We start from the raw sequence: 23,362 nt of genomic DNA, 5'->3' as shown, positions 1-23,362 counted from the left end.
ATTGTATTCTATAGCAAAAAAGTAAGAAAAATCTTCAAGACATCGACCTGCAAGAAAAAGACGACAGTACAAGGAACAAGCTAATCATTTAGTTTTAGAACCGCCATAAATGCCTGCTGCGGAATTTCTACATTTCCAACTTGGCGCATTCGCTTTTTCCCCTTCTTTTGTTTTTCCAAAAGTTTTCTTTTCCGTGAGATATCCCCCCCGTAACATTTGGCGGTCACATCTTTTCTAAGCGCCTTAATAGTTTCTCTTGAAATAATCTTAGCACCAATGGCCGCTTGAATAGGAATATCGAATTGTTGGCGAGGAATAAGCTCTTTTAGCTTTTCGCACATTTTCTTTCCAATATATTGGGCGTTGTCAAAATGTATTAGGGCAGATAGGGCATCTACGGGTTGTGCATTTAATAAAATGTCTACTCGCACCAATTTTGAAACACGCATGCCAATAGGAGAATAGTCAAAAGAAGCATAGCCTTTTGAAACCGTTTTAAGACGATCATAGAAATCGAATACAATCTCTGCCAAGGGCATATCAAAGTTGAGCTCTACTCTTTCTGTAGTAAGATAGGTCTGGTTTGTAATCTGCCCCCTTTTATCGATACAAAGAGACATTACATTCCCAACAAAATCGGATTTGGTTATAATTGTTGCTTTTATATAGGGCTCTTCCACTCTTTCCAGGGTAGAAGGGTCTGGTAGATCACTAGGATTGTTTACAATAATGGCCTTGTCGGGATGTTTTGTTGTGAAGGCGTGGTAACTTACGTTGGGTACAGTGGTAATCACCGTCATATCAAACTCGCGTTCCAAACGCTCCTGAATAATTTCCATATGCAGCATCCCCAGGAATCCGCATCTAAAACCAAAGCCTAAGGCAGCACTACTTTCCGGGCTAAAGACCAGGGAAGCATCGTTGAGTTGTAACTTTTCCATAGAAGAGCGCAACTCTTCAAAATCTTCCGTATCTACAGGATATATCCCTGCAAAAACCATAGGTTTTACGTCTTCAAAACCGGCAATAGCATTTACTGTTGGGTTTACCGCATCGGTGATGGTATCTCCCACTTTTACTTCTCTGGCATCTTTTATCCCCGTAATAAGGTAGCCAACATCTCCTGCCTTAATACTTTGTTTGGGGAATTGTGTAAGCTTTAAAGTTCCAACCTCATCGGCAAAATAACTTTTACCCGTAGCTACAAACTTAATTTTTTGCCCTTTGGTAATTTCCCCATTTATTACTCGGAAATAGGTCTCTACTCCTCTAAAAGGATTGTAAACCGAATCAAAGACCAAAGCCTGTAATGGTTCCTCCAATATACCTTCAGGCGGCGGAATACGCTCAATGATAGCGCTGAGTATTTCTTCGATACCTATGCCTGTTTTAGCACTTGCTGGGATAACCTCTTCCGGGTCGCAGCCTAGAAGATCTACGATATCATCTGTAACTTCTTCCGGGCTGGCACTTGGCAAGTCTACCTTGTTTAGCACCGGGATTATTTCCAAATCGTTTTCTAGGGCAAGATATAGGTTAGAAATTGTTTGCGCCTGTATGCTTTGAGCGGCATCTACCACAAGAAGGGCGCCTTCACAGGCGGCAATAGAGCGGGATACTTCATAGGAAAAATCAACATGTCCGGGTGTATCAATAAGATTCAGAATGTACTCCTGTCCCTGATAGGTATAGTCCATCTGTATAGCATGACTTTTAATAGTGATGCCCCTTTCCCTTTCCAGATCCATGCTATCTAACAGCTGCTCTTTTTTTTCCCTTTCCGTTACCGAACCAGTGAAATCTAATAGACGATCTGCCAGAGTACTTTTACCATGGTCTATATGAGCAATAATACAGAAGTTTCGAATGTGCTTCATTTTCTTTATCCGCAATATAAAATAGGGGTCAAAGATACATTTTTCTCCGTCTATACTTCCTATTACTGGACAAACAAATTCTTAGTTTGAAGAATACCGCGATAAGAAACGGGAGCTTTTCTTTGTTTATGGAGATTGTCCTTATTAGATAGATATATTCAATTTTGCTTAATTTTGCAGCTTAAACTAATATATAGTGGTTAAAATAGACACCATAGAACTGCCTGATTTTCCGTTGTTACTTGCTCCTATGGAGGACGTAAGCGACCCTCCTTTTAGGGCCCTTTGCAAAGAACAAGGAGCAGATTTAGTCTATACCGAGTTTATTTCCTCCGAGGGCCTTATCAGGGATGCCGCCAAGAGTGTAATGAAGCTCGACATTTATGAAAAGGAGCGTCCGGTAGGTATTCAGATTTTTGGAGCCAACCTGGATTCCATGTTGCGTTCCGTGGAGATTGTAGAAAAATCCAAACCAGATATTATCGACATTAATTTTGGATGCCCGGTAAAGAAGGTGGTCAGTAAAGGAGCCGGAGCAGGGATTTTAAAAGACATAGATCTGATGGTTTCCTTAACCAAGGCCATGGTAGAACATACCCATTTACCGGTAACGGTAAAAACAAGACTAGGCTGGGACGATAGTACCATTAAAATTGTGGAGGTGGCCGAGCGGCTGCAGGATGTGGGTTGTAAGGCAATTGCTATCCATGGTAGAACCAGGGCACAGATGTATAAGGGTTATGCCGATTGGAATCCTATAAGAGAAGTTAAGAATAATCCCAGAATGCATATCCCTGTTTTTGGAAATGGGGATGTGAATAGCCCGGAAGCAGCAAAAAAAATGCGGGACGAATATGGTTTAGATGGCGCAATGATTGGAAGAGCCAGTATAGGCTACCCATGGTTTTTTAAAGAGGTAAAACATTTTTTGAAAACCGGCGACTACCTCGCACCGCCTACCATGGAAGAACGGGTAGAGGCCGCTCGAAGACATTTGCAAATGTCTATAGATTGGAAAGGAGAAAAGCTAGGCGTATTTGAAACGCGGAGGCACTATACCAATTATTTTAAGGGCATTCCCAATTTTAAGGAGTACCGAATGAAAATGGTTACCAGCGACCATTCTAAGGATGTTTTTGACGCCTTTGATGAGGTGTTAGAGAAGTTTGGAGATTTCGCCTTTGTCTAGGACAAAAGCTTTTTTGTTACCCTGCTACTGGCAATTTTAGAGGCGACAATCCCAAGAACCACTATGGTTACGATTACCACCAAAACATTCATTAATTTGTATTCTACGGGGTAGGCCAAAGAAGGCGTAATTCGCAGCCATCCAAAGGCCAATTGAGACCAGATTAGTAAAGAGGCCAGAAACAGGCCTATAAGACCTCCCATGCCCGTTACAATTACCCCCTGCACAAAATACACCTTTCGAATTTCTCTAATCGTAACGCCGAGACTATAAAGGGTTTTAGAATTTTGTTGTTTGTCCAGAATCATCATAATAATAGCACCTACCACATTAAAGAGCGCAATAATAAGTACCAGTGTAAAGATTAGATAGGTAGCTAAATTCTCGGTATTCAGCATGCGGTATAAGGCATTGTTCAGCTGTCGCCGGTTCATAAGATTTACCTTGTCTCCTAAAAGAGCAAGTATTTTGTTCCGTACTTCTGTTATCTCTACATCAGGGGTCAATCGAAAATTTATCCCAGAAATTTGGGTGTTGTCTTTTTCCAATAAAATTTGGGCCAAAGGAAGACTCGTCAGTATATATTTTTTATCCAGATTTTCCTCCACAGCGTAAACGCCACTAATTACCACAGGCATTTCGTTATAGGGTTTTGCACCAAAACCTTGCTGGGTAGGAGATCCTAGTCCGGGTTTGGGAGCCAAGATTTGAAGAGGGTTTTGGTAGTCGTTAATGCTTAGGCTTAAAAGGTGTGCGATACCCAAACCAACAACCGCCTGCTGGTTGTCTACCGCCCAATTTCCCCAATAGATGGCGCTATCTACCTGAGTTGCTTGGGTATAGGCCGTATCTACTCCTTTTAGATAGGCTACAGAACTTTTTTGTCTATAGGTAAGATATACCTGTTCTTCCATTTCCTTGGAATAGGAGGCAATGCCCTCTATTTCCTTTAATTTTTGTTCCTCTTCAGCAGAGAGACTAAAAAATTTACCACTAATGGGTGAAGCCTTAAGGTCGGGGTCAAAGATGTTACTAAAGGAAAGACTGAAGGTTTTTAGGCCAGAGAATCCAGAAAGGACAATAAACAGTGCGGCAGACCCAATAACTATAACCAAAAAAGTAATAAAGTTGATAATATTTACTGCATTCTGTGAACTTTTAGAACGCACATACCTTTTTGCTATATAAAGAGGAAAGTTCAAGCTAAGATTTTTTTCTTTTCGGCAGTAGTTCCGGATTATCAATAGGGTTTTCTTTTCCCTTTAAGGACTTTTCAATATTATCAATATATTCTAAAGAGTCGTCTAAAAAGAAAGACAGCTCTGGAATCCTTCTAAGCTGGTGTTTGGTACGTTGGGCAAGTTCGTGCTTAATAAGTGGTTGGTTAGAAATTAACCCTTCCAGTAATTCATTGGCTTTGGCAACCGGAAAGATACTCACATACACCTTGGCAATAGAAAGGTCTGTTGTTACATATACTTTAGAAACAGAAAGCAGTGTTCCTTTTAGTCCACCATCGGTAGCCGCCCGTTGTAAAATATCGGCCAGATCTTTCTGTAAAACCCCTGCAATTTTTTTCTGTCTTTGTGTTTCCATAGGGCAAAAATACGTACTTTAGAGTTAGTTTAGAAAGAAACCTTTAGCAGTTGGGCACTATGAATAAAATAGAGCATATTGGGATAGCCGTAAAAGACATTAATGCTTCCAACGAATTGTTTGCCAAACTTTTTGGAGAAGTTAACTATAAGATGGAAGAAGTAGTTTCGGAAGGCGTTAAAACCTCTTTTTTTAAGGTAGGCCCCAATAAGATAGAATTGTTAGAGGCTACAAAACCAGATAGTCCTATAGCCAAGTTTATAGACCGCAAAGGAGAAGGCATTCATCATATTGCCTTTGATGTTGAAAATATTGAGGCAGAGGTAGCCCGGCTGAAAGCGGAAGGCTTCGTTGTTTTAAATGAGACTCCTAAAAAGGGAGCGGACAACAAGCTGGTGGTTTTTTTACATCCTAAGACCACCAACGGTGTACTCGTAGAACTGTGCCAAGAGATAGGTTAGGTTTTTTATGTTATCTTATAATAGGGTAAAAATTCAGACCACTCCTTCATAGGGTCTAATTAAAAATTAAAACACCCTATTTCACTATAATTTATCCGTTTTCAGCAGAACCACCCAGGTACTTTCTCTAGTGTATCTAGTTTAGTCTAATGTGTTTTTATAAATCATTCCATCCTTCATTATAATTCGAATATTCGAATTATCGGTCACCATTGTTATATCGTCTAGTGGATTTCCATTTACCAAGAGGATATCCGCATAAGCACCTTCCATAACCACTCCTAAATCTCCATCCGGGTAGGGGTTTCTGAGGCCGCTTAGTTTAAAGAGTTCGCCAGAGTTTCCCGTAGCCATAATCAGGATTTCTCCAGGCTTGTACCATGGCAGAAGACGTTCCATCATTTTTACAGAGCTTTCTACCGTTTCCTTGGGGCTAAGGAAAATATCTGTACCGTAGGTGAGTTTTAGATTGGGTATTTCCCTGGCCGTCTTATAGATAAATTCTGTTCCCTTGCACACTTGTGCTAATTTTGAATTGGAGAAGTCATCCAGTTGGGGCTCACTACATAGGGTAAACGGCTGGGTGCTTAAGAAGACCCCTTTTTCTGCCATTTTCTCCAGCGTAGGTTTATCAAGCAATTGTCCATGGCCAATATCTTTTACGCCCGCATCAATGGCCTTATTAATGGCACTTGGATGATAAGAATGAATGGTAACATAAGTACCCCAATCGCCTGCAGTATTTGTAGCTGCCTTGATTTCATCGAATGTAAATTGGTCACCAAGTAAAGGATCGGCCGGGGAGGCATAACCGCCACCTGCAGCTAGTTTGATATGGGAAGCGCCATGTCGGAGATTTTCTCTGGCAGCTGCAAGTACTTCTGAAGTTCCGTCTACTATATAGGCGTGTCCTTCCGCTACATAGGCCGGATCGCTACCTCCAAATCTTGGATGTTTTTGATTAGGAGTTCTAAAGTCGAAATGTCCAGCGGTTTGAGTGATTGCACCTCCGGCCGGATAAATCCTTGGCCCTTCAACTATTCCTTGATCAATGGCCTTTTTAAGACCAAAGGTATTGCCGCCCATGTCGCGGACAGACGTCACTCCATTCATCAGGTATATCTTGGCATCCACGGTAGAATGGATATAGCTGTATGCTGCATCGCCAAATAGTAATTCAGCTTGTGGAAGCGATGCAAAGGCTTAATGCACATGCGTATCTGAGAGCCCGGGCATTAAGGTGAGACCTTCTCCATCAATCACTACAGCATCTTTAGAGGCTTTATCACCTGCTTGAGAAGATACTTCTTTAATCATATTGCCTTCAACCAACACCTGTGTTGTGGAGGAAAGTTTATTTGTTTTACCATCAAAAACACGAACATTTTTAAAAACAGTCTGACTGGGTTTCATTTCCTGGGCACTAAGCTGGAAAGACCACATAAGCGCGCATAACAGAAGTGGGATAATTTTAAATCTACCTAGTCGATTCCTTTTATAATTTTGCATTGTAGTGTATTTTTAAGATTAATTATTTAAGTACTGTTGGGCTGTCTGTAATAATGAGAACCGAAAAAGCTCATCGCCAGTACTGGCTGTGGCCATAATATGACAGACCAAGTTAAATCGGTAAGCGCAAATCTTATCAAAAAACCAGAATAAGTCTATGTTTTCAGAATGCCGATAAATTAGTTTGCTTATAGTACTGGTCAGGGGAGGACAGACACTATTGCTTCAACAAGATAGTGTATTATTTACTAAATAAATACTTATCAAAGAAAAATACACCAGTTGTATTATTAGAATTCTGTACTTGGATTAGTGTTTCAAAAAGTAATTGCCTGATGCAAAAATTTTCCATGCATATTGGCGAAAAGACAGGTCCTTTATTTAAAACAAATCTTTCTGTTAATTAAGTCTTACCAGGTCCACCACTCGGCCCGTATTCCAAAATAATGCCCTACTTTTCGCGGCCCTACTAATTCCAGAAAAGGAGAATACAAATTTTCCTGAGCAAAGTCGTTATAGATACCCATAGAATAAATAAAACGTAGTTGTGGTCTGCTCCATACAGAGCGTTCCTTTCGCAGGGCCAGGGTAGGTATAATAGACAATTTACCCATACGATACCAAGGTTGGTCACCATCCTGCCGTTGGGAATAATGAGCTTCCGCTTGCAGGTGAAACAGGTCCGTTATATAGCGTACCCCTTTAAAGCCCACCGTAAAGTCTTGTTTAAAATTAAAGACTTCCCTGCCCAGATAGGTTTCAGACAGCCCCCTCCCATCGGCCGCACCCTTACTGCGATTATAGACGGCATAACCATTGAGGCTAAAGTTGTTGGAAAAGTTTAAAAGAAAGTGGTCTATAATATGCCAAGAGTAGGCATTCTTAAATTTAAATGTCTCCGTATTCACAGCGCCAAAGGTTTCCCAGGTTCGCGAAGAACCCCCATCACCCCCGTTTGCAATGCCACGTCCGTAGCGAACTCCCAATTGGTTAAAGGAGCCCTCTTGCATACCTTTAAAGTTGTTTTGATAGCGCGCACCAAAAACAAAGCCGCTATCCCCGGGAGCAGAGAGCACAGCGTTCGTAGTATCTGAAACCGCGGTTGGGTCTCCAATATGGTGGTATTCTGCCAGGAAGGAGAAAAGATTGCCCTTAGGGGTGCGAATATCGTGTTCTAGAATATAGACCTGCCGGTTTCTGATTTCCAGACTGGGCGTACCCGATTTAATATTTATAAAGAAATACGGAGGTACAGTTGCTGTAGTATCTGTAGAAGCAATAAATAGTGCGGCAGCTCTAGTATTTTTATATTCTATACCAAAGCCTTGTCCGCTATGGTCGTTAAAAACCCAATAATCTGCCATATGGATATCAGGGCCTCGGTAAAGCCTGGAACCCACCCAAAGGTTTAGGTCTTTTGTGATCACATTTTTCGCTTCTACGTACATTTCTGGGAGAGCAATGGCCAGGCCGTTCTCCCCGGTGGTATTAGAATTCCCGAAAAGGGAACCACTTCGCGAAAAAATAGAAGTTCGCAGCTGCACATTTACCTGCAGCGAGTCTGGCCCCGGATCTGTGGGTGTCATATGAAAGGCAACCCCCGCTTCCAGGTAGTCTTGTTCTTCCATTCTACCACCAATACTCCCCATATTGTTGAGGTTTAGTCTTCGGCCATCAATCCCGGCGGCGTCTGTGGTACCGCTTACCCCAATACGGCCGTAAGAGCCAACCCCAACAGCAAACCAATCCCGGCTATAGATATCCTGGTATAGGATGTTTTCTTGTGCCAGCCCGGCAAAAGAGAAATAACAAAGAGCGCATAAAAGCGTAAGTCTTTTTCTAATCAATACAGAGGTTTAAGGTGAGGATTAAATATAGTGAATATTTAAACGAAGAGGGAAAGGGAGGTAGCTCTGTGGGAGAATAACAGCGATGAGAATTTGGTTTACTTTTCTCAAGGAAACGTTTAAAATAGCATAGACGGGGTTTGCAACCTAATAAAATAAGTAGTAATATTGCAGTCCAAAATTTTGGATATAACCGGTCCTATAGCTCAGCTGGTTAGAGCACCTGACTCATAATCAGGGGGTCCCTGGTTCGAGCCCAGGTGGGACCACTTCTTAAATCCGTAACACATTGATAAAAAGATGTTTACGGATTTTTGTTTGAAAAATTGTACGGTAATTGTATAGCTAGAACTTATTAACAGTCACATTTTAATAGGTCCATTCAAGAAAAGCTAAAAGTTTTTGGGTGTATTTTCCAGAATCAACCCCCCCGGCCTTAAATATATTCCTTTTCTTTTTTCAATACATACTCCCCCTATTAAGTAGGTCCTTTTAGGGAAATTAAAAGACAGGTATTTATTAATTCAAGGGACGAATAAAATTCAAACAGGCTAAACCTAATGTCTTTGTTATTAGTGCTTTACACAAAACATTACTCTATTTAGTGTCCCTGGATTAATTGCTATAGATTATTTTCTTCTAAAAATATTGGTAAATTATCCGTCATCTTGCATGACAAGTTATATACCAATTTGTACCTTACAAAAAGTATAGAATTATACTGATATCCAGAAAAGATTCATGGATATACGTTAATTTAATTCCCCATAACGAGTTCGGGTGCATATAAAATAATCTAGTCATATCCTCAAAATCCTATAAAAAATGACTTCTTCACAATCATATTTTATTCCTCACAGAAAATAAATCAATAATTTTAGTCTTTTTTATTGCTCACAGAAATATTTTGTGTATATTTGCCATGTAGTTCTTTGAAATGTTTGTTTAGTGAACTCAAGAGTTTTTTAACTAAAACAATTGAAGAGGGGTTTCCCCTCCACCCGTAATGGGTTATTGTAACGGCAACAAGAAATCTAACGAACGGACGAACGTACAACCCGCGTGGTAGTGCACCAGACCGCTTTATAGGCTTATTGAACCCCTTACAAAATTGCTTAAAGAGGTTATTATCCACTTGTTAGATAAGGCTTTCTTTAGGCAGGAACTTGAGAAGTGTCGTAGGACTATATCCTATATGGGTTCACGCAGCTAAATAGGCAGGTAGCATAGTGCTATCCATGTTTATTAATTAAAATCATTTAAAAATGGTTAAAAACAAACAAAGGGTTGACCAACTCCAAGATGGAGTTAGGTCATTACTCGCAAAGAGCGGGTACGCGTTCTCGGAAGAGGACAAAGCTTTACTTGAAGCAATTCTTGTAGAGTTGGAAGAAATGTCAAACGGCGAAAAGGACAATAGTCCGGACCAAATTTTGAGGATTCTCTCTCTGCTTTTGAGATTTTTAAAATTCTTCGGAATTGACGATATCTCAGGGTTATTCTAATTCCACACTTCTCATTTTTTTTAAAATTATTATTGATATGAATATAGGTAACGCCATAAAAGATTTAAGAAAGCAAAAGGGTCTGAAACAGACCGATTTTGCTGACAAATGCGGTCTCTCACAGTCCTATCTTTCTTCAATTGAAAAAGGCAGAAAAGAACCTACTTTGAGTATTCTTAAACAGATAGCAAACGCGCTTTCTATTCCAATGCCTGTTTTAGTTTTTTTCTCACTCGATCAAGAAGATATTGCTGAATCAAAGCGAGATGCTTTCAAAATGTTAGAACCTTCTATAAAAGGTTTAATTACTGACGTTTTCATTTCATAATACATCTGAAATGAAAAAAAGAATCAAAGATTTAGCCTATGCATTAAAAGTCGATAAATGTTTTTTGATAAAATTAGCTTCTTCAATTGATGCCGATGAAACTAGATTTTATCGCAACTGGGACGAACCAAAAACTGACGAAAAAGGATTGCCAAGATTTGAAAATGGCATGGCTTTGACTAGACCAATAAACGCCCCTACTACAAAATTAAAATATGTACAATCTCAATTATTAAAACAGGTTCTTTATAAACTAAAACTTCCCGAATATTTTTTCGGTGGTTTAAAGAATAGAGATGCTGTCCTTAATGCACGCTACCACCAAGGAAACAAATACTTTTTCTTAACTGACTTGAAGGATTTCTATCCATCTGTTGCTTTCACTAGTGTTGAAAAAGCTTTACGAAAGGAGGGGTTTTATCCTGACGTGGCAAAATTAATCAATAGGATATGCACAAAAGAAGGAGCTATACCACAAGGTTGCCCAACTTCATCATTCTTAGCGTCTTTGGTTGTTTTTCATAGTTGCGGTGACCTATTTGAAAAATATATAAATGATGGACTGACCGTTTCTATTTACGTTGACGACATAACGTTTTCCAGTCCAATTGATTTTAAACAAAATACTGGGAAAATATTAGAAGAGCTGCGCAACCGAGGACTTAAAATTAACTTTAAAAAAACGCATTATTGCACCTTCAATCCAGTAGTTACCGGAGTTCAAGTGAAAAATAACGGTATTAGCCCTTTGCCACATACTTTTGAACGCGCAGTTGATTTGTTAAGAAGCGAAGCTTCACGTAATGGACATATACAGCGAATCAAATACATTAAGAAAATTGCGAATAAAAAAACGCACCCTTACAACACCTATAGCAAATAGGGCAAAAAGGGATAAATTTAATGGTTTGCGTTTATTTACTAAGTCCGCCAAATCTTTTGGATTTGGCAATTAAAAAAAATTACAAAACAAAAAGCTTTGGCTATGTGTGCAGACGAAAACGAAACGTTTCTTTGCCTGCCCTACTTGCCATAGCCTAACCTTTAGCGGTCAGCAGATAAATCACCTATGCTAAACAAAACACATAACACCAAAATCCGAATATGTAATTCTTGTCAATTGGCATATTTACCATTTATAATTATTTTATATGCCAATTATGGTTTATTTCTTTATATTTGCTTTATAACTTAAAAGTGGCGGCAACACATTAAATACAGCACATAAAGATATGAAACAAGAACACAAAGAGTATTTCGCAAGCGATAAGGAATTTTTAGCACATGAATTTAAGTCAAAAGCAAGAATAATTGATGAAACAATGGTCGAAGTTGTTGCACCAGATGGAGAAGTTTTTTCCGTATTGGCTCGGATTGGGATTTACACCAATGAAGAAACTCGTCATTATCAACTGCATATAGTAGAATATGTTTTTGATAAAAATTTCTCCGATGACAAGGAATTAATGACCAACAATATTTGGAGAGATTTATTGCAAAATGGTGTGACGTTCATGGGTATGAGTTCTGGAAACAAACAAGCAGAAAGAACTCGAATCGGAAATAAAATTCGCCAAATACGGAAAGAAAAGGGAATTGAAGCAAAAGACTTAGCAAGGTTAACAAATATAAACGCTGCAAATCTTAGCAGAATTGAACAAGGTAAATATTCCGTTGGGCTTGATATTCTTTCAAAGCTAGCATCTGCTTTAGGACACCATATTGACATTGTACCTAATCAAATGTAGGTAATATGGAAAGTTTACTTGAAACTTATAATGGCATACAAGAATGCTATTATAAAAATGAGTATTACTCTGTTCGTGATAATGGTGCTATATTACGACATCCCCTAAACAATAGGCGAACTCGACCAACAGACAATAAATGGACTTTTGGTAAACCCAATGTCAGGACAGGCTATCTAGAGATTGCTTCAGTTCGAGTTCATCGAATAGTTGCAACAGCATTCCACGGAGAACCACTTACAAAACATCATGTTGTTGACCATAAGGATACAAACAAGCATAATAACAGACCAGAGAACCTGCGTTGGGTTACTAGATTAGAAAATATTATACTCAATCCAATAACATCAAGACGTATTGAACTTGTCTGCGGAAGTGTTGAGGCTTTTCTAGCTGACCCTTCAAAATTTCGGGATAAATTTAAAAGCCCAAACTATGAGTGGATGTGTGGAGTTAGCAAAAAAGAAGCGCAAACATGCAAAGAAAGATTGATGGCTTGGGCTAAAAGTGGCAAACCATTACAAGGTGGTACTTTAGGTGATTGGATTTATAATAGAAATCTGTCAATTGACTTTGATGACCTTAGGATAGAGGAATTAGAGTTTGTAAATTCTCTATCTCCAAATGCTGTCCAAAAGGCGCAAAACTGGAAAACACCTAGTGAATTTCCACTTTGTCCTAATGAAAACTCACCTCATCCAATTATCAGGTATTTTAAAAATCTAAGTGTAGGTGACGTTTTTTCTAAAAACCAATTTACGAGTTCAATTGTTGAAGATTTTGCAATGTCAAAAGACAAGGATAAATTATGGATTATGTGTAAAAGTGGTGATGAACATCCAATAAAACCTTATTCTTTGGCAGAGATAACTTACCAAAGCAATGTTTTTATTCATGATAGTCTCGGAACGTTTTTCGAAAAAGTAGGTGTTGAAAAACAATTTACACTAAAACAAGGACTTGAATGGACAGGCGGTGATTCCATTGATGATTACTGTTAATTTGATTCTAAATCTTGGAAATTGCACTAACAACACACCAAACTATGACTAGGCCGGCTCCGGTAAAAGCTAAAAGTTTTTAGACCAACTTTCTAGAATCAGCCCCCACCCGGGTTAAAATAATTCACTTTCCTTTTTCATTAGTTGGTCCTTTACTAATGTAGGTCTTTTTACGGAATTTATAAGACTCCTAATTTCCTATGTCGAATATCACCGTGAAAAGGTGAATTCTGATATAAATACTTAAATGTCAAGCTTTATATAGGCTAAGTATTTTAATTTGCTCACTTAATTATAATTTTGTTAGACTTTGTTATTGTTTAAATACGATTAAAATATATGGCATTGCGCATGACATGTTATATACCAATTAATTCCTTCACAAAAAATAGAATTATTTTTATGAAATGAAAAGATTCATGGTTATAACGAGTTGTCGTTCATTAAAAATAAAATTGTACAATATGTATAATTTTTGTATCTTTGACTTGTAACAAAGATTTGAATGAATGTAAAAATCCTAGAATTAGCAACCAAATCCGAGATTAAATCTCAAATCTATTTGATTACAAAAAATAAATCAAAATTACCTTCACTGAATGAAGGATGGAGATTTAATTTTAATAAATACTCAAAAAGGAAAGAATACGAGACCTACATTTTAACGACCGACAAAACACCTGAAATAATTGAGGGATGTTTAATAATAGATACTAAAAGTCCTTATCAAGTTTATATGGCTTTTGTTGAAGTTTCACCGCATAACAGAGGTAATAGAAAAAGATATGATAGAGTTACAGGTTGTTTAATAGCTTTTGCTTGTAAACAAAGTTTCATTCAAGGAAAAGAAGGATATGTTGCATTTGATGTACACGAAGAGAAAGAAGAAAATGAGATAAAACTAATGAAGTTGTATAGTCAAAAATACAATGCTGTAAGAATGGAAAATTCTACAACAATGATTATTCTACCTGAAGGGAGTGAAAAACTCATTAATGAATTTTTAAATTAAAAGGTTATGAAAAATATAGAAATCTTACCTAAAGACATTTGGAACGATGACAAACTCAACAAAATAAATGAGTTTGTTAAACAGCATTCTGATAATCAATCTAAAGAAAGAAAAATTAGAAATAAACTTCTTTCTATCCAATATAAACTAGAAGACTATATTGAAAGAGATGACATTAAAGAAAATGAGCTTCTTGATATTTTGGATTTTGTCAAATTGTACTTAAAGGTCTTTGATATTTCCAAAAAAGATTTAGCTAAATATTTTGGAATGAGAGACAGTAACCTTCATAAATATTTAACTGGTAAAAGAAAACTGAATTCAGAAGTTGTACTAAAAATTAGTTCATTTTCTCGAACAAAACCTGAATATTGGTATAGAGTTCAAGTTAAAAACGAAATAGTAAAATTGAAAACAGAGGATATAAAGAAATATGACAAATATGACTATGAAAAGTTATTGTCTATATAAAAAACAAACACCAACAATGGCCATAAGCAATTGTTTTTTCTCGCCTACTTTGGAATTTCCGCAGTAATTTCAATTTTAGTGTTTACTTGCAACGTTTAGTACCAACCCAGGCAATTACTCATTTACAAATACGTTGCACGCCATAATAATAAAAACCTCAGGCATATTAAAAAGCATTTTTTTGACCTTGGCCTGCCAAATATAACTTTTCGGTTCCCGATCTAAATCGAATTTATATGACAGCTTTTACTTTTTTCCAACTAAATGGATTTCTGTTCGTATAGATTTCTTTAAGATAAAAAAATTACCGTCCTTTATTAGTTATATGCGAAAATTCCTACTTAAGAACGAAAACTTATGATTAAAACCATTGAATACTTTTGGAATCTAAAAAACTTTACCCCCAACCCAAAACAAAAACAAGCCATTCTTCATACGGAAGGTCCATTGTTCTTGACTGCCGGTCCGGGTTCTGGTAAAACAAGAGTAATTCTATGGCGCACAGTAAACTTGATAGTCTTTCATCAAGTTGATCCAAAGAAAATATTCCTCGCTACGTTTACTGAAAAAGCAGCTCATCAATTGAAAGATGGTCTGAGGAGTTTACTTGGCTTAATCACGAACGAAACTGGGCAGCCTTATGACATTTCAGGAATGGCCATTGGAACAGTACATTCGATTTGTCATGATATTTTGGTTGACCGAGATAGAGTATTTTCTGAAGATGGTGTGAGAAGTAAAGCACCAATCCTTTTAGACTCATTGGCTCAGTATTTCAAGATTTACCGAAGATCATTTTGGAGAGAGCTTTTGGGTGCCGGTGGTTATTTGGTTTCAGATAATATTGAAGAAGATGAAGAAACTGCGCAACGAGAATTAAACACGTATTTCAGTGGTAGTGATTTCTATTCAAGACATTATGCTGCAACAAACATCATCAATATATTCAATCGCTTTTCTGAAGAGAATTTAGATCCAAATGCCCATCAAACGGATGATGAGATTTTAGAACGAGTGTTGAAGATGTATGCTTTCTATTGTGTAAGCCATAAAGGAGAGAAGATCGACACTATAGATTTTTCCTTGCTTCAGCAAAGAGCATTCAACAAAATCAAAAACTATGAAGGATCAAAGGATGCATACGACTACATCATTGTAGATGAGTATCAAGATACAAACTCAATTCAAGAACAAATTTACTTTGAGTTAGCAAAGAAGAGTAAAAACATTTGTGTTGTTGGGGATGATGATCAAGCATTGTATCGCTTTAGAGGTGCAACAGTTGAAAATCTTGTAGAGTTTGAAGAAAGAAGTAAAAAATATCTCAATGAAACACCAACAAGAATTGACCTTGACACAAACTATCGTTCAAAAAAGAAAATAGTAAACTTCTATACTGATTTTATTGATCAGACTAATTGGGCAAAGAAAGATGGAAGTGGTCACTATAGAGTGGCTGACAAAAACGTGCAGTCATTTAATCAAGAAGAGTTTTCTGCAATAGTAACAACGGATAGAGCTGACAAAATTGAAGTCTTTGATAAGGTCGCTCAGTTTGTTCATGACTTGAAATCATCAGGAAAAATTGAAGATTACAACCAAGTAGCTTTCCTCTTCCCTTCATTGAGTTTTCGAGGTGCGAAAAACGGAGCAGTTGCAGATTTTGAAAATGCATTGAATGATCGTGGCATTCAGATTTTCGCACCAAGGGCAGGCCGCTTTTTAGACATTCCAGAAGCCATTGAGATTTTTGGATTACTCTTTCACATTTTAGAAAGACCGAGTCATCAAGGACAAGCAAGTGGCGGATTGAGAGATTTTCGTCAATGGCAAGTTGGTGCAATGTATCATGCTGAGCAGTTGATGGCTGAAGACAGTTTGTTGAAGGAATATGTAACCGACAAACAAGAAGAGGTAAAAAAGATCAAAGCGGATTATGAAGCTTTGATGAAAGTCATCAATAAGAAGAAGTGGAAACTTGATAACAATCTCAAGCTAGACATGATTCGAGATTTAGCTTCGGCAAGTGGGTTATCTAAAACAGCCAGAGCAACACTCCAAAAAAGAGCCTTTCTTGAGCTTCTGAAGAAGAAGCAACAAGCAAAACAACCTGTGTCACTGAAATATGTGGTAAACCGTGTCACATCAGTTGACTGGAGTGTGCTTGATTTATTCTATCATTTGAACGGTTTCAAACATTTCCAGAAAATGTATGAAATGGCAGAAGAAGGAATTGATGAAGGACCTGTCTGTAACCTCGGTTTGGTTACACAATACCTTGCTCGTTTCATGGAAGGATACACACCAATCATCACAGCGTCATTCCTTACAGACAAGAAGTTCGCAAATACATTTGTTGGTTCTTATCTCTATGCAATCTATCGTTTAGGAGAGTCTGAATATGAAGATGCAAATGACCCCTTCCCGAAAGGACGTGTCCCATTTCTTACGATACATCAATCTAAAGGTCTTGAATTCCCATATGTAGTTCTCGGGAGTATGAACAAGATCGATAGACCAGCCGATAAAAAAGAAATCATCATTCGAGAACTTCTTGAAAAGGAAGGAGAACCACTGGATAAAATCTCACACTTCGATAATATGCGGATGTTCTATGTGGCATTATCTAGAGCCAAGCAGATGGCTATACTTCCTCAATGGAAACGACAACAAAGAAGTCAAGCCTTCAAGAATATGTTCGCTCAAAATAACTATCCGATAATTGAATCGGTAAAGATTGATGAGCTACCACTTATAAAATTAGAAGAAGATGATCTCGGCAAAAGCTATTCCTATACTTCTGATTATTTGAATTACCAACAATGTCCGAGAAGGTATATGCTATTTAAAAAATACTGTTTCATCCCTTCACGTTCACAAACCATGTTTTTCGGAAGTTTGGTGCATCAAACTATTGAAGATTTACACCATTTACTAATTTCCGAAAGGAAGAAAAAAGAAACCGCCTGATGGAAGAATACGAAATATTTGAAAAGATAAAAGAGTACTTTGAAGACAATTACGAATTAATGCGACTAGAAGGAGGGCATGCTCTAACAGAGGATGTTAAACAACTTGCTCTAACGCAAGTGTTATATTATTTCACCAAATTACGTGACGTAGCTACAAAAGTCACTGATACGGAAGTAAAACTCACTTTACCCGATCAAAAAACACCGAAAGGGAGAAACTTTACCATTGAAGGTATTGTTGATATCGTACGAGATGAAAATGAAACCTGGATGTACGATATCAAGACACATGATACCGCTTACATCGAGTCAAATAAAGATTTGTATGAAAAACAACTCAATGTCTATGCACATATCTGGCAACAACTCAGAGGTCAAGTATTAGATAAAACAGCTGTAATCTCAACTGCTTACCCCCGAGGTCTCAAGGAAGCACACCTTTTAAATGATCAATTCAGGATACAGTATGAACTTTCAAAATGGAATCCTTTGATTGAATTGGATTTTGATCAAGCGAAAGTGAAAGAGGTTGTTGCTGACTTCGCTAACACCGTAGATTGTATCGAAGAAAAGAAATTCAAGCCTGCATCCGTTGAGACTTTGAAAGGTAATTTAGAGGGGACAAACTCTAAATTTGGCCAAAGAATTTGTAGGGAATGCGATGCAAGATTTTCTTGTGCTTCTTACCGCGAATATGCAACTAGTAAAGGAAAAGGTGAACGAGGAAGTTTTAGGAAATACTTTGATGATTTTGGCTCTGATACGGATAAAGAAGACTGGGTAAATGCCAATTTGGCAGCAAAAAGCCCTGATGATATTAACCCTTCTGAAATACGATAAAAAAGATTAAAAGATAGATGGCACACGAAAGAATAAAACCTGAGTTTTTGTTTGATGATGAGAAAATCAAGCAACTGAAACAAATTGCTCCAGAGTGTTTTGAAGATGGTAAGCTGAATTTTGAAACCTTACGTCAAAATTTAGGCAATTGGGCACAAGATGAAGAAGATGGCGACTTGGAACATTTCGGTCTCTTCTGGCCAGGAAAGAAAGATGCAAGGCGATTAGCATCCATCCCACCCGAAGGAACACTAGAGCCAGTTTATGGTCAAGGCTTGAAATCTGATGGAACACCAGATGATGATAGCGTAAATGATTCGAAAAATATCTTCATAGAAGGTGAAAACTTAGAGGTTTTAAAGATTCTTCAAAAGAGTTACGCCAACAAGATCAAGATGATCTATATCGATCCACCTTACAATACGGGAAATGATTTTGTCTATGATGATGACTTCACTGAGCCATTGCAAGAATATTTGAGAAGAACTGGCCAAATTGATGAAGAAGGGAAACCACTCACCACCAATAAAAAATCAGACGGTCGGTTTCATTCTAAATGGCTTACTATGATCTACCCACGGTTACGCTTAGCCAGAAACTTATTAAAGGAAGATGGGGTAATATTTGTAAGTATTGACAATAATGAGGTGCATAATCTTCGAGCGGTAATGAATGAAGTATTTGGAGAAGAGAATTTTATCTCTTGCGTTGCGAACATCAATAATCCGAAAGGAAGAAGTGACGACAAATACATAGCAACATCACACGAGTATGTTCTTATTTTCAAGAAAAGTGATTTATCATTTTACGGATGGGAGCCAGAAGAAAAGGTTATTAAGAGATATAACAAAACTGACGAAGATGGTGCTGTTTATAGGGAAATAGATTTAAGAAAAACTGGAGATGCGGATCGTAAAGAAGACAGAGAATCAATGTTCTATTATTTTTATTACAATGAGGAAACTGGAGATTTTTTTCCTTCAAAAGATAAAATGGACCTCACAGGGTATATTGAAATTATTCCATTGAGAGCGGATAACTCTCTAGGTCGATGGAGGTGGGAGTTAAATACTGCTAAAAATAATATTACTCAAATATTTCCAAAGTTAATGCCTACCAGAAAAATTTGGGGTGTTATGGAAAAAGACTATTTAACAGATGAAAAAAGAGTCAAGCCAACATCTTCTTGGACTCAAAAATGGGCAAACAGCGAAAGAGGTACAGAACAGTTTGTTGAGCTAGGTTTTGACAAGAGGGTTTTTAAAAACCCAAAGCCAATTGGGTTCATTCAAGCAATATTACAAATGGCCACGAGTGATAATGATATTATTTTAGACTTTTTTGCTGGTTCTGGCTCCTCAGCACATGCACTTTATGACTTAGAAATCAACGAAAAAAAGAATAGGAAAATTATTCAAGTTCAATATCCTGAACCATTAAATAAGGATGATGAAACGCAAAAATATGCATATGAGTTTTGCAAAGATCACTCTTTAGCTTTTAATATTTCTGAGATAACTAAGGAAAGAATTAGAAGAGTGATTTCAAAAGTTGAATCCAATGAAGGGTTTAAATGCTTTAAGTTATCCTCTTCAAACTATAGAAAATGGAAAGACATTCAAAGTGAAGATGTCTTACGACTTGAAAGCTCTTTGGACCTTTTCAATAGTTCTCCTTTAAGAGAAGACTGGAATAATAACAAACTGCTTACGGAATTGATATTATTGGAAGGATTTCCATTGGATGCTTCACAAGCTAAATCACAAATAGGCACCAATGAGATCGTGAAGGTTGAAAGTGAGATGGTACCAAACACCCTGCTGATCTGCTTAGATGATGAAATTGAAGAAAGTCTGATTGACCAATTGGAACTAGATAATTCTTCTACTTTCATCTGTTTGGATAGTGCCATCAGCAACCAAAACAAACTGCGCTTAAGTGACAAAGGGCTCATCAAAACGATTTAATAAATTGACTGATGAGTAAATTGAAGATACATTTTGAGAGTGACCAACAGCACCAATTAATGAATTGACTGATGAGTAAATTGAAGATACATTTTGAGAGTGACCAACAGCACCAAGTAAGAGCAATCGAAAGCACCGTTGGCCTCTTCAATGGTTACACGAAGAGAGAAACATCTTTCCAATTAGGAGATGACACCATCGCCAATATGGACCAATATGAGATGTTGGATGAAGAATGGTTATTCGATAACCTCTTGGAAGTCCAAAAGGAGAACGGCTTGGTAGAAGACATGTTCCTGAATTTTGATGATGGTTTTGAAATGATCGGTATCGATTCATGGCGTTACCCCTACTATACCTGTGAGATGGAGACAGGAACAGGTAAAACCTATGTTTATTTGAGGACCATTCATGAATTGCGTAAAAACTATGGTTGGGGGAAATTCATCATCATCGTTCCGAGTGTGGCCATCTACGAAGGTGTCATAAAAACATTCAACATCACCAAAGATCATTTCGCTTCACTCTATGACAATGAGACGATCAACCTCACACAGTATTCTGGACAAAGGATCAGTAAACTGAGAGGCTATGCTTCATCTTCAGATGTGGAAGTGATGGTGATGACAATCGATTCGTTCAATAAAGCTACGAATGTGATCTTCAAACCAACCGAAAAATTACAAGGGGAAAAATTACCCTACCAATATATTCAAGAAACAAGACCGATTATATTATTGGATGAGTCACAAAACTATGTGAGTGCAAAATCGAAAGAGGCTCTGAGAACCTTAAACCCACTTTTCGCAATCAAGTATTCTGCTACTCCAAAAGAGACAGGAAAAACAACTGAGGATAATCGGGAATTGATGAATCGATTCTATAACCTTACTCCTGTTGATGCATTTCAACAAAACTTGGTGAAGAAGATTGAAGTGTTGGGTGTAACGGAGCAAAATAACTACAATGACAATCAACTTTCCTTGATATTGAAGGAAGGAAAAGCCGGATATGGTTTAGGTCTTGAAGCAAGATTAAATGTTTTGAAGAATGGAGTGATGCAGACTGAAACTGTAAACCTGAAGAAAGGAGATGATCTTTTTGAAAAGACAGGTAACGAAAACTTCAAGGATCTTGAAATTGATGAAATCAATAAGAAAGATGGCGTTGTAGTTTTTACCAACGGAACAGAATATAAAGTTGCTGAAGGTGGCGACGTAACACTTTCAAAAGAAGAAATCTTCAGGGTCCAGATCGAAGAGACGATCAAGGCCCACATGATCAAACAAAAGCAAGTTTTAGGAAAAGGAGTAAAAGTACTCTCCCTCTTCTTCATCGACAAGGTTGCCAACTACGTTGAGAATGATGGTATTATCAAGAAACTATTTGATGAAGCTTTTGAAAACATAAAAACAAGTTATCCTTTCTATCAAGGCTATTCTGCAAGTGATGTAAGAGAAGGTTATTTCGCTAAAAAAGTGAGAAAAGGAAAACCTGACGAGTTTGTAGATACGGGAATTGAAAGGAAGACAAAAGGTGAAAAAGAATTGGAAAAAGCTGCTTATAACCTAATCATGAAAGATAAAGAAAGGTTGCTGAGCTTTGATGAAAAGATTTGCTTCATCTTCGCGCATTCCGCTTTAAAAGAAGGATGGGACAATCCTAATGTCTTCCAAATATGCACACTCAATAATGCAACTTCTGAAAGAAGGAAAAGACAAGAAATAGGAAGAGGTTTAAGAATTTCAGTTGATCAAGATGGTAAACGTGCAACAGACGAAGGTGTAAACGTACTCACGATAATCGCTAATGAGAGCTATGAGAGCTATTGCGAGCAATTACAGAGTGATTATCTTGAAAGTGGTGATGTTGCGCCACCAAGCCCATCAAATGCATCAAAATCAGCTGCGAAAAGAAATAATGAAATCTATAACTCAGAAGGCTTTAAGAGCTTTTGGAAGAAGCTTCGCAAGAAAACAACTTACGAAATCAATATTGATAATGGAGTATTGATAAAGAATTGCATAGCAAAACTCAATGGTCAAAAATTTCCAGAACCAAACATTGTGGTCGTAAAAGGTCGTTTCATAATGACCAAATTTGAAATCACTTTAAATGGGGTTGTTGGAGAAACGATTAAGTTGGAAATACGCAAAGCCGATTCAGACGGAAATGAAGAACTTTTCAAACTAAATTTTAAGAAGGGAGATGATTTAGCCAAAATCGCAAAAGATGATCGCTTAAAAGGATTCAAGATTGTGGACATTAACGCAGAAGAAGAACATTCCGAAATCACATTTGCTGACAAAGGGATTCTTCGTGTTGGCGAAACTGTTACATTCTCAAGTGAGAAAGGCCAAAAAGGAGATCCTCGATATCGACAAGAAGCACAAACGACCTATCCAGTATTTAACTTTATTCAACGAGCCGAAGAAGCAACTCATTTGAAAAAGAATACGCTTGTTGAGATTTTTAAGGGGCTCTCTAATGACGTAAAGGAAAAGATATTTAAGAATCCAGAGGGCTTTACTTCTGTTTTTATTGATTCCATCAAGAACACGTTGGCAGACCATATCGCAGACAGAGTGGAATACACCTTAACAGAGGAATTGATGGATTATCCGCCTGAGGAAATTTTCCCTGAGAGCAGAAAATTCCCTCAAAAGGAATTGGTGGACGGTGCAGATTGGTCCTTATACAATCAAGTTCAAATCGACTCTGACATTGAACGAAAGTTTGTAGAATACAAATTGACTGAAGATGATCAGATCATTTGCTTCTTCAAATTCCCAAATCAATTCAAGATTTCACTTCCTAAAATAATTGGGAATTACAATCCTGATTGGGGAATAATTCGTTGGGATGAAGACAAGAAATTTAGACTGGAACTAGTTCGCGAAACCAAAGGTAATGTGAATCCGAATTTATTACAGTTCCCAAATGAAAAAAGGAAAATTGATTGTGCCAAAAAACATTTTTATTTGACTAAAGTTGATTATAAACAAATCACTGGCGAAGAGGTTAATTGGTGGAAATGAT

The 23,362-nt window shown here is 37.5% G+C and carries 19 protein-coding genes and 1 tRNA gene; 14 read left to right on the top strand and 6 right to left on the bottom strand.

Features of this window, described 5'->3' with window-relative positions; translation table 11 throughout:
* Positions 1-80: 80 nt before the first annotated feature.
* The gene (lepA, locus tag PXG98_RS03375; protein ID WP_276388996.1) at positions 81-1,877 is read right to left on the bottom strand and encodes a translation elongation factor 4; all 1,797 of its coding nucleotides are present in this window, start codon (positions 1,875-1,877) and stop codon (positions 81-83) included.
* Positions 1,878-2,073: 196 nt separating this feature from the next.
* On the opposite strand from lepA, the gene dusB reads away from it, so the two are divergent.
* Positions 2,074-3,066: a tRNA dihydrouridine synthase DusB gene (gene dusB, locus PXG98_RS03370; RefSeq protein WP_276388995.1), complete on the top strand. Its 993-nt coding sequence runs from the start codon at positions 2,074-2,076 to the stop codon at positions 3,064-3,066.
* Here dusB and PXG98_RS03365 read toward each other — a convergent pair.
* Together PXG98_RS03365 and rbfA are read right to left on the bottom strand one after the other, a co-directional pair.
* The gene (locus PXG98_RS03365; protein WP_276388994.1) at positions 3,063-4,268 is read right to left on the bottom strand and encodes an ABC transporter permease; all 1,206 of its coding nucleotides are present in this window, start codon (positions 4,266-4,268) and stop codon (positions 3,063-3,065) included. The genes dusB and PXG98_RS03365 overlap by 4 nt on opposite strands.
* A gap of 1 nt (position 4,269) precedes the next feature.
* Complete coding sequence (gene rbfA, locus PXG98_RS03360) at positions 4,270-4,662, bottom strand: 30S ribosome-binding factor RbfA (protein ID WP_276388993.1); 393 nt, start codon at positions 4,660-4,662, stop codon at positions 4,270-4,272.
* A 59-nt stretch (positions 4,663-4,721) separates the two neighbouring features.
* On the opposite strand from rbfA, the gene mce reads away from it, so the two are divergent.
* Complete coding sequence (mce, locus tag PXG98_RS03355) at positions 4,722-5,123, top strand: methylmalonyl-CoA epimerase (protein WP_276388992.1); 402 nt, start codon at positions 4,722-4,724, stop codon at positions 5,121-5,123.
* Between the two features lie 141 nt (positions 5,124-5,264).
* On the opposite strand, the gene PXG98_RS03350 is transcribed toward mce, so the two are convergent.
* The 3 genes from PXG98_RS03350 to PXG98_RS03340 form a co-directional block, all read right to left on the bottom strand.
* Positions 5,265-6,236: a metal-dependent hydrolase family protein gene (locus PXG98_RS03350; protein WP_276388991.1), complete on the bottom strand. Its 972-nt coding sequence runs from the start codon at positions 6,234-6,236 to the stop codon at positions 5,265-5,267.
* 90 nt (positions 6,237-6,326) lie between these two features.
* Positions 6,327-6,632: a hypothetical protein gene (locus PXG98_RS03345; protein WP_276388990.1), complete on the bottom strand. Its 306-nt coding sequence runs from the start codon at positions 6,630-6,632 to the stop codon at positions 6,327-6,329.
* Between the two features lie 410 nt (positions 6,633-7,042).
* A complete protein-coding gene (locus PXG98_RS03340; RefSeq protein WP_276388989.1) occupies positions 7,043-8,479 on the bottom strand; it encodes a carbohydrate porin in 1,437 nt (478 codons plus the stop codon).
* A gap of 195 nt (positions 8,480-8,674) precedes the next feature.
* Between PXG98_RS03340 and PXG98_RS03335 the strand changes: the two genes are divergently transcribed.
* The 12 genes from PXG98_RS03335 (at position 8,675) to PXG98_RS03280 (ending at position 23,361) form a co-directional block, all read left to right on the top strand.
* Positions 8,675-8,748 (top strand) — tRNA-Ile (locus PXG98_RS03335).
* Between the two features lie 996 nt (positions 8,749-9,744).
* The gene (locus tag PXG98_RS03330; RefSeq protein WP_276388988.1) at positions 9,745-9,984 is read left to right on the top strand and encodes a hypothetical protein; all 240 of its coding nucleotides are present in this window, start codon (positions 9,745-9,747) and stop codon (positions 9,982-9,984) included.
* A gap of 37 nt (positions 9,985-10,021) precedes the next feature.
* Positions 10,022-10,312, top strand: a complete 291-nt coding sequence (locus PXG98_RS03325; protein WP_276388987.1) for a helix-turn-helix domain-containing protein — start codon at positions 10,022-10,024, stop codon at positions 10,310-10,312.
* Between the two features lie 10 nt (positions 10,313-10,322).
* Positions 10,323-11,195, top strand: a complete 873-nt coding sequence (locus tag PXG98_RS03320) for a reverse transcriptase family protein (protein WP_276388986.1) — start codon at positions 10,323-10,325, stop codon at positions 11,193-11,195.
* A 349-nt stretch (positions 11,196-11,544) separates the two neighbouring features.
* On the top strand, positions 11,545-12,060 hold the full coding sequence (locus tag PXG98_RS03315) for a helix-turn-helix domain-containing protein (RefSeq protein WP_276388985.1): 516 nt from the start codon (positions 11,545-11,547) through the stop codon (positions 12,058-12,060).
* Positions 12,061-12,065: 5 nt separating this feature from the next.
* Positions 12,066-13,061 carry an HNH endonuclease signature motif containing protein gene (locus PXG98_RS03310; RefSeq protein ID WP_276388984.1) on the top strand — a complete coding sequence of 332 codons (996 nt, stop codon included), beginning with the start codon at positions 12,066-12,068 and terminating at the stop codon, positions 13,059-13,061.
* Positions 13,062-13,566: 505 nt separating this feature from the next.
* Entirely contained in the window at positions 13,567-14,073 is a 507-nt protein-coding gene (locus tag PXG98_RS03305) for a hypothetical protein (protein WP_276388983.1), read from the top strand.
* A 6-nt stretch (positions 14,074-14,079) separates the two neighbouring features.
* Complete coding sequence (locus PXG98_RS03300) at positions 14,080-14,544, top strand: helix-turn-helix transcriptional regulator (protein ID WP_276388982.1); 465 nt, start codon at positions 14,080-14,082, stop codon at positions 14,542-14,544.
* 357 nt (positions 14,545-14,901) lie between these two features.
* On the top strand, positions 14,902-17,514 hold the full coding sequence (locus tag PXG98_RS03295) for a UvrD-helicase domain-containing protein (RefSeq protein ID WP_276388981.1): 2,613 nt from the start codon (positions 14,902-14,904) through the stop codon (positions 17,512-17,514).
* Positions 17,514-18,356 (top strand): PD-(D/E)XK nuclease family protein, encoded by an 843-nt coding sequence (locus PXG98_RS03290; RefSeq protein WP_276388980.1) that lies wholly within the window; start codon positions 17,514-17,516, stop codon positions 18,354-18,356. Before PXG98_RS03295 ends, PXG98_RS03290 begins: the two co-directional genes overlap by 1 nt.
* A gap of 17 nt (positions 18,357-18,373) precedes the next feature.
* Positions 18,374-20,323: a site-specific DNA-methyltransferase gene (locus tag PXG98_RS03285; protein ID WP_276388979.1), complete on the top strand. Its 1,950-nt coding sequence runs from the start codon at positions 18,374-18,376 to the stop codon at positions 20,321-20,323.
* Positions 20,324-20,394: 71 nt separating this feature from the next.
* Positions 20,395-23,361 (top strand): restriction endonuclease, encoded by a 2,967-nt coding sequence (locus PXG98_RS03280; RefSeq protein WP_276388978.1) that lies wholly within the window; start codon positions 20,395-20,397, stop codon positions 23,359-23,361.
* The last annotated feature ends 1 nt before the right edge of the window (position 23,362 follow it).

Source organism: Eudoraea chungangensis, from assembly GCF_029360665.1.
Lineage (GTDB): Bacteria > Bacteroidota > Bacteroidia > Flavobacteriales > Flavobacteriaceae > Eudoraea > Eudoraea chungangensis.
Note: the sequence above shows the minus strand (reverse complement) of the source record. Positions and strands in the feature narration are given on the sequence as shown.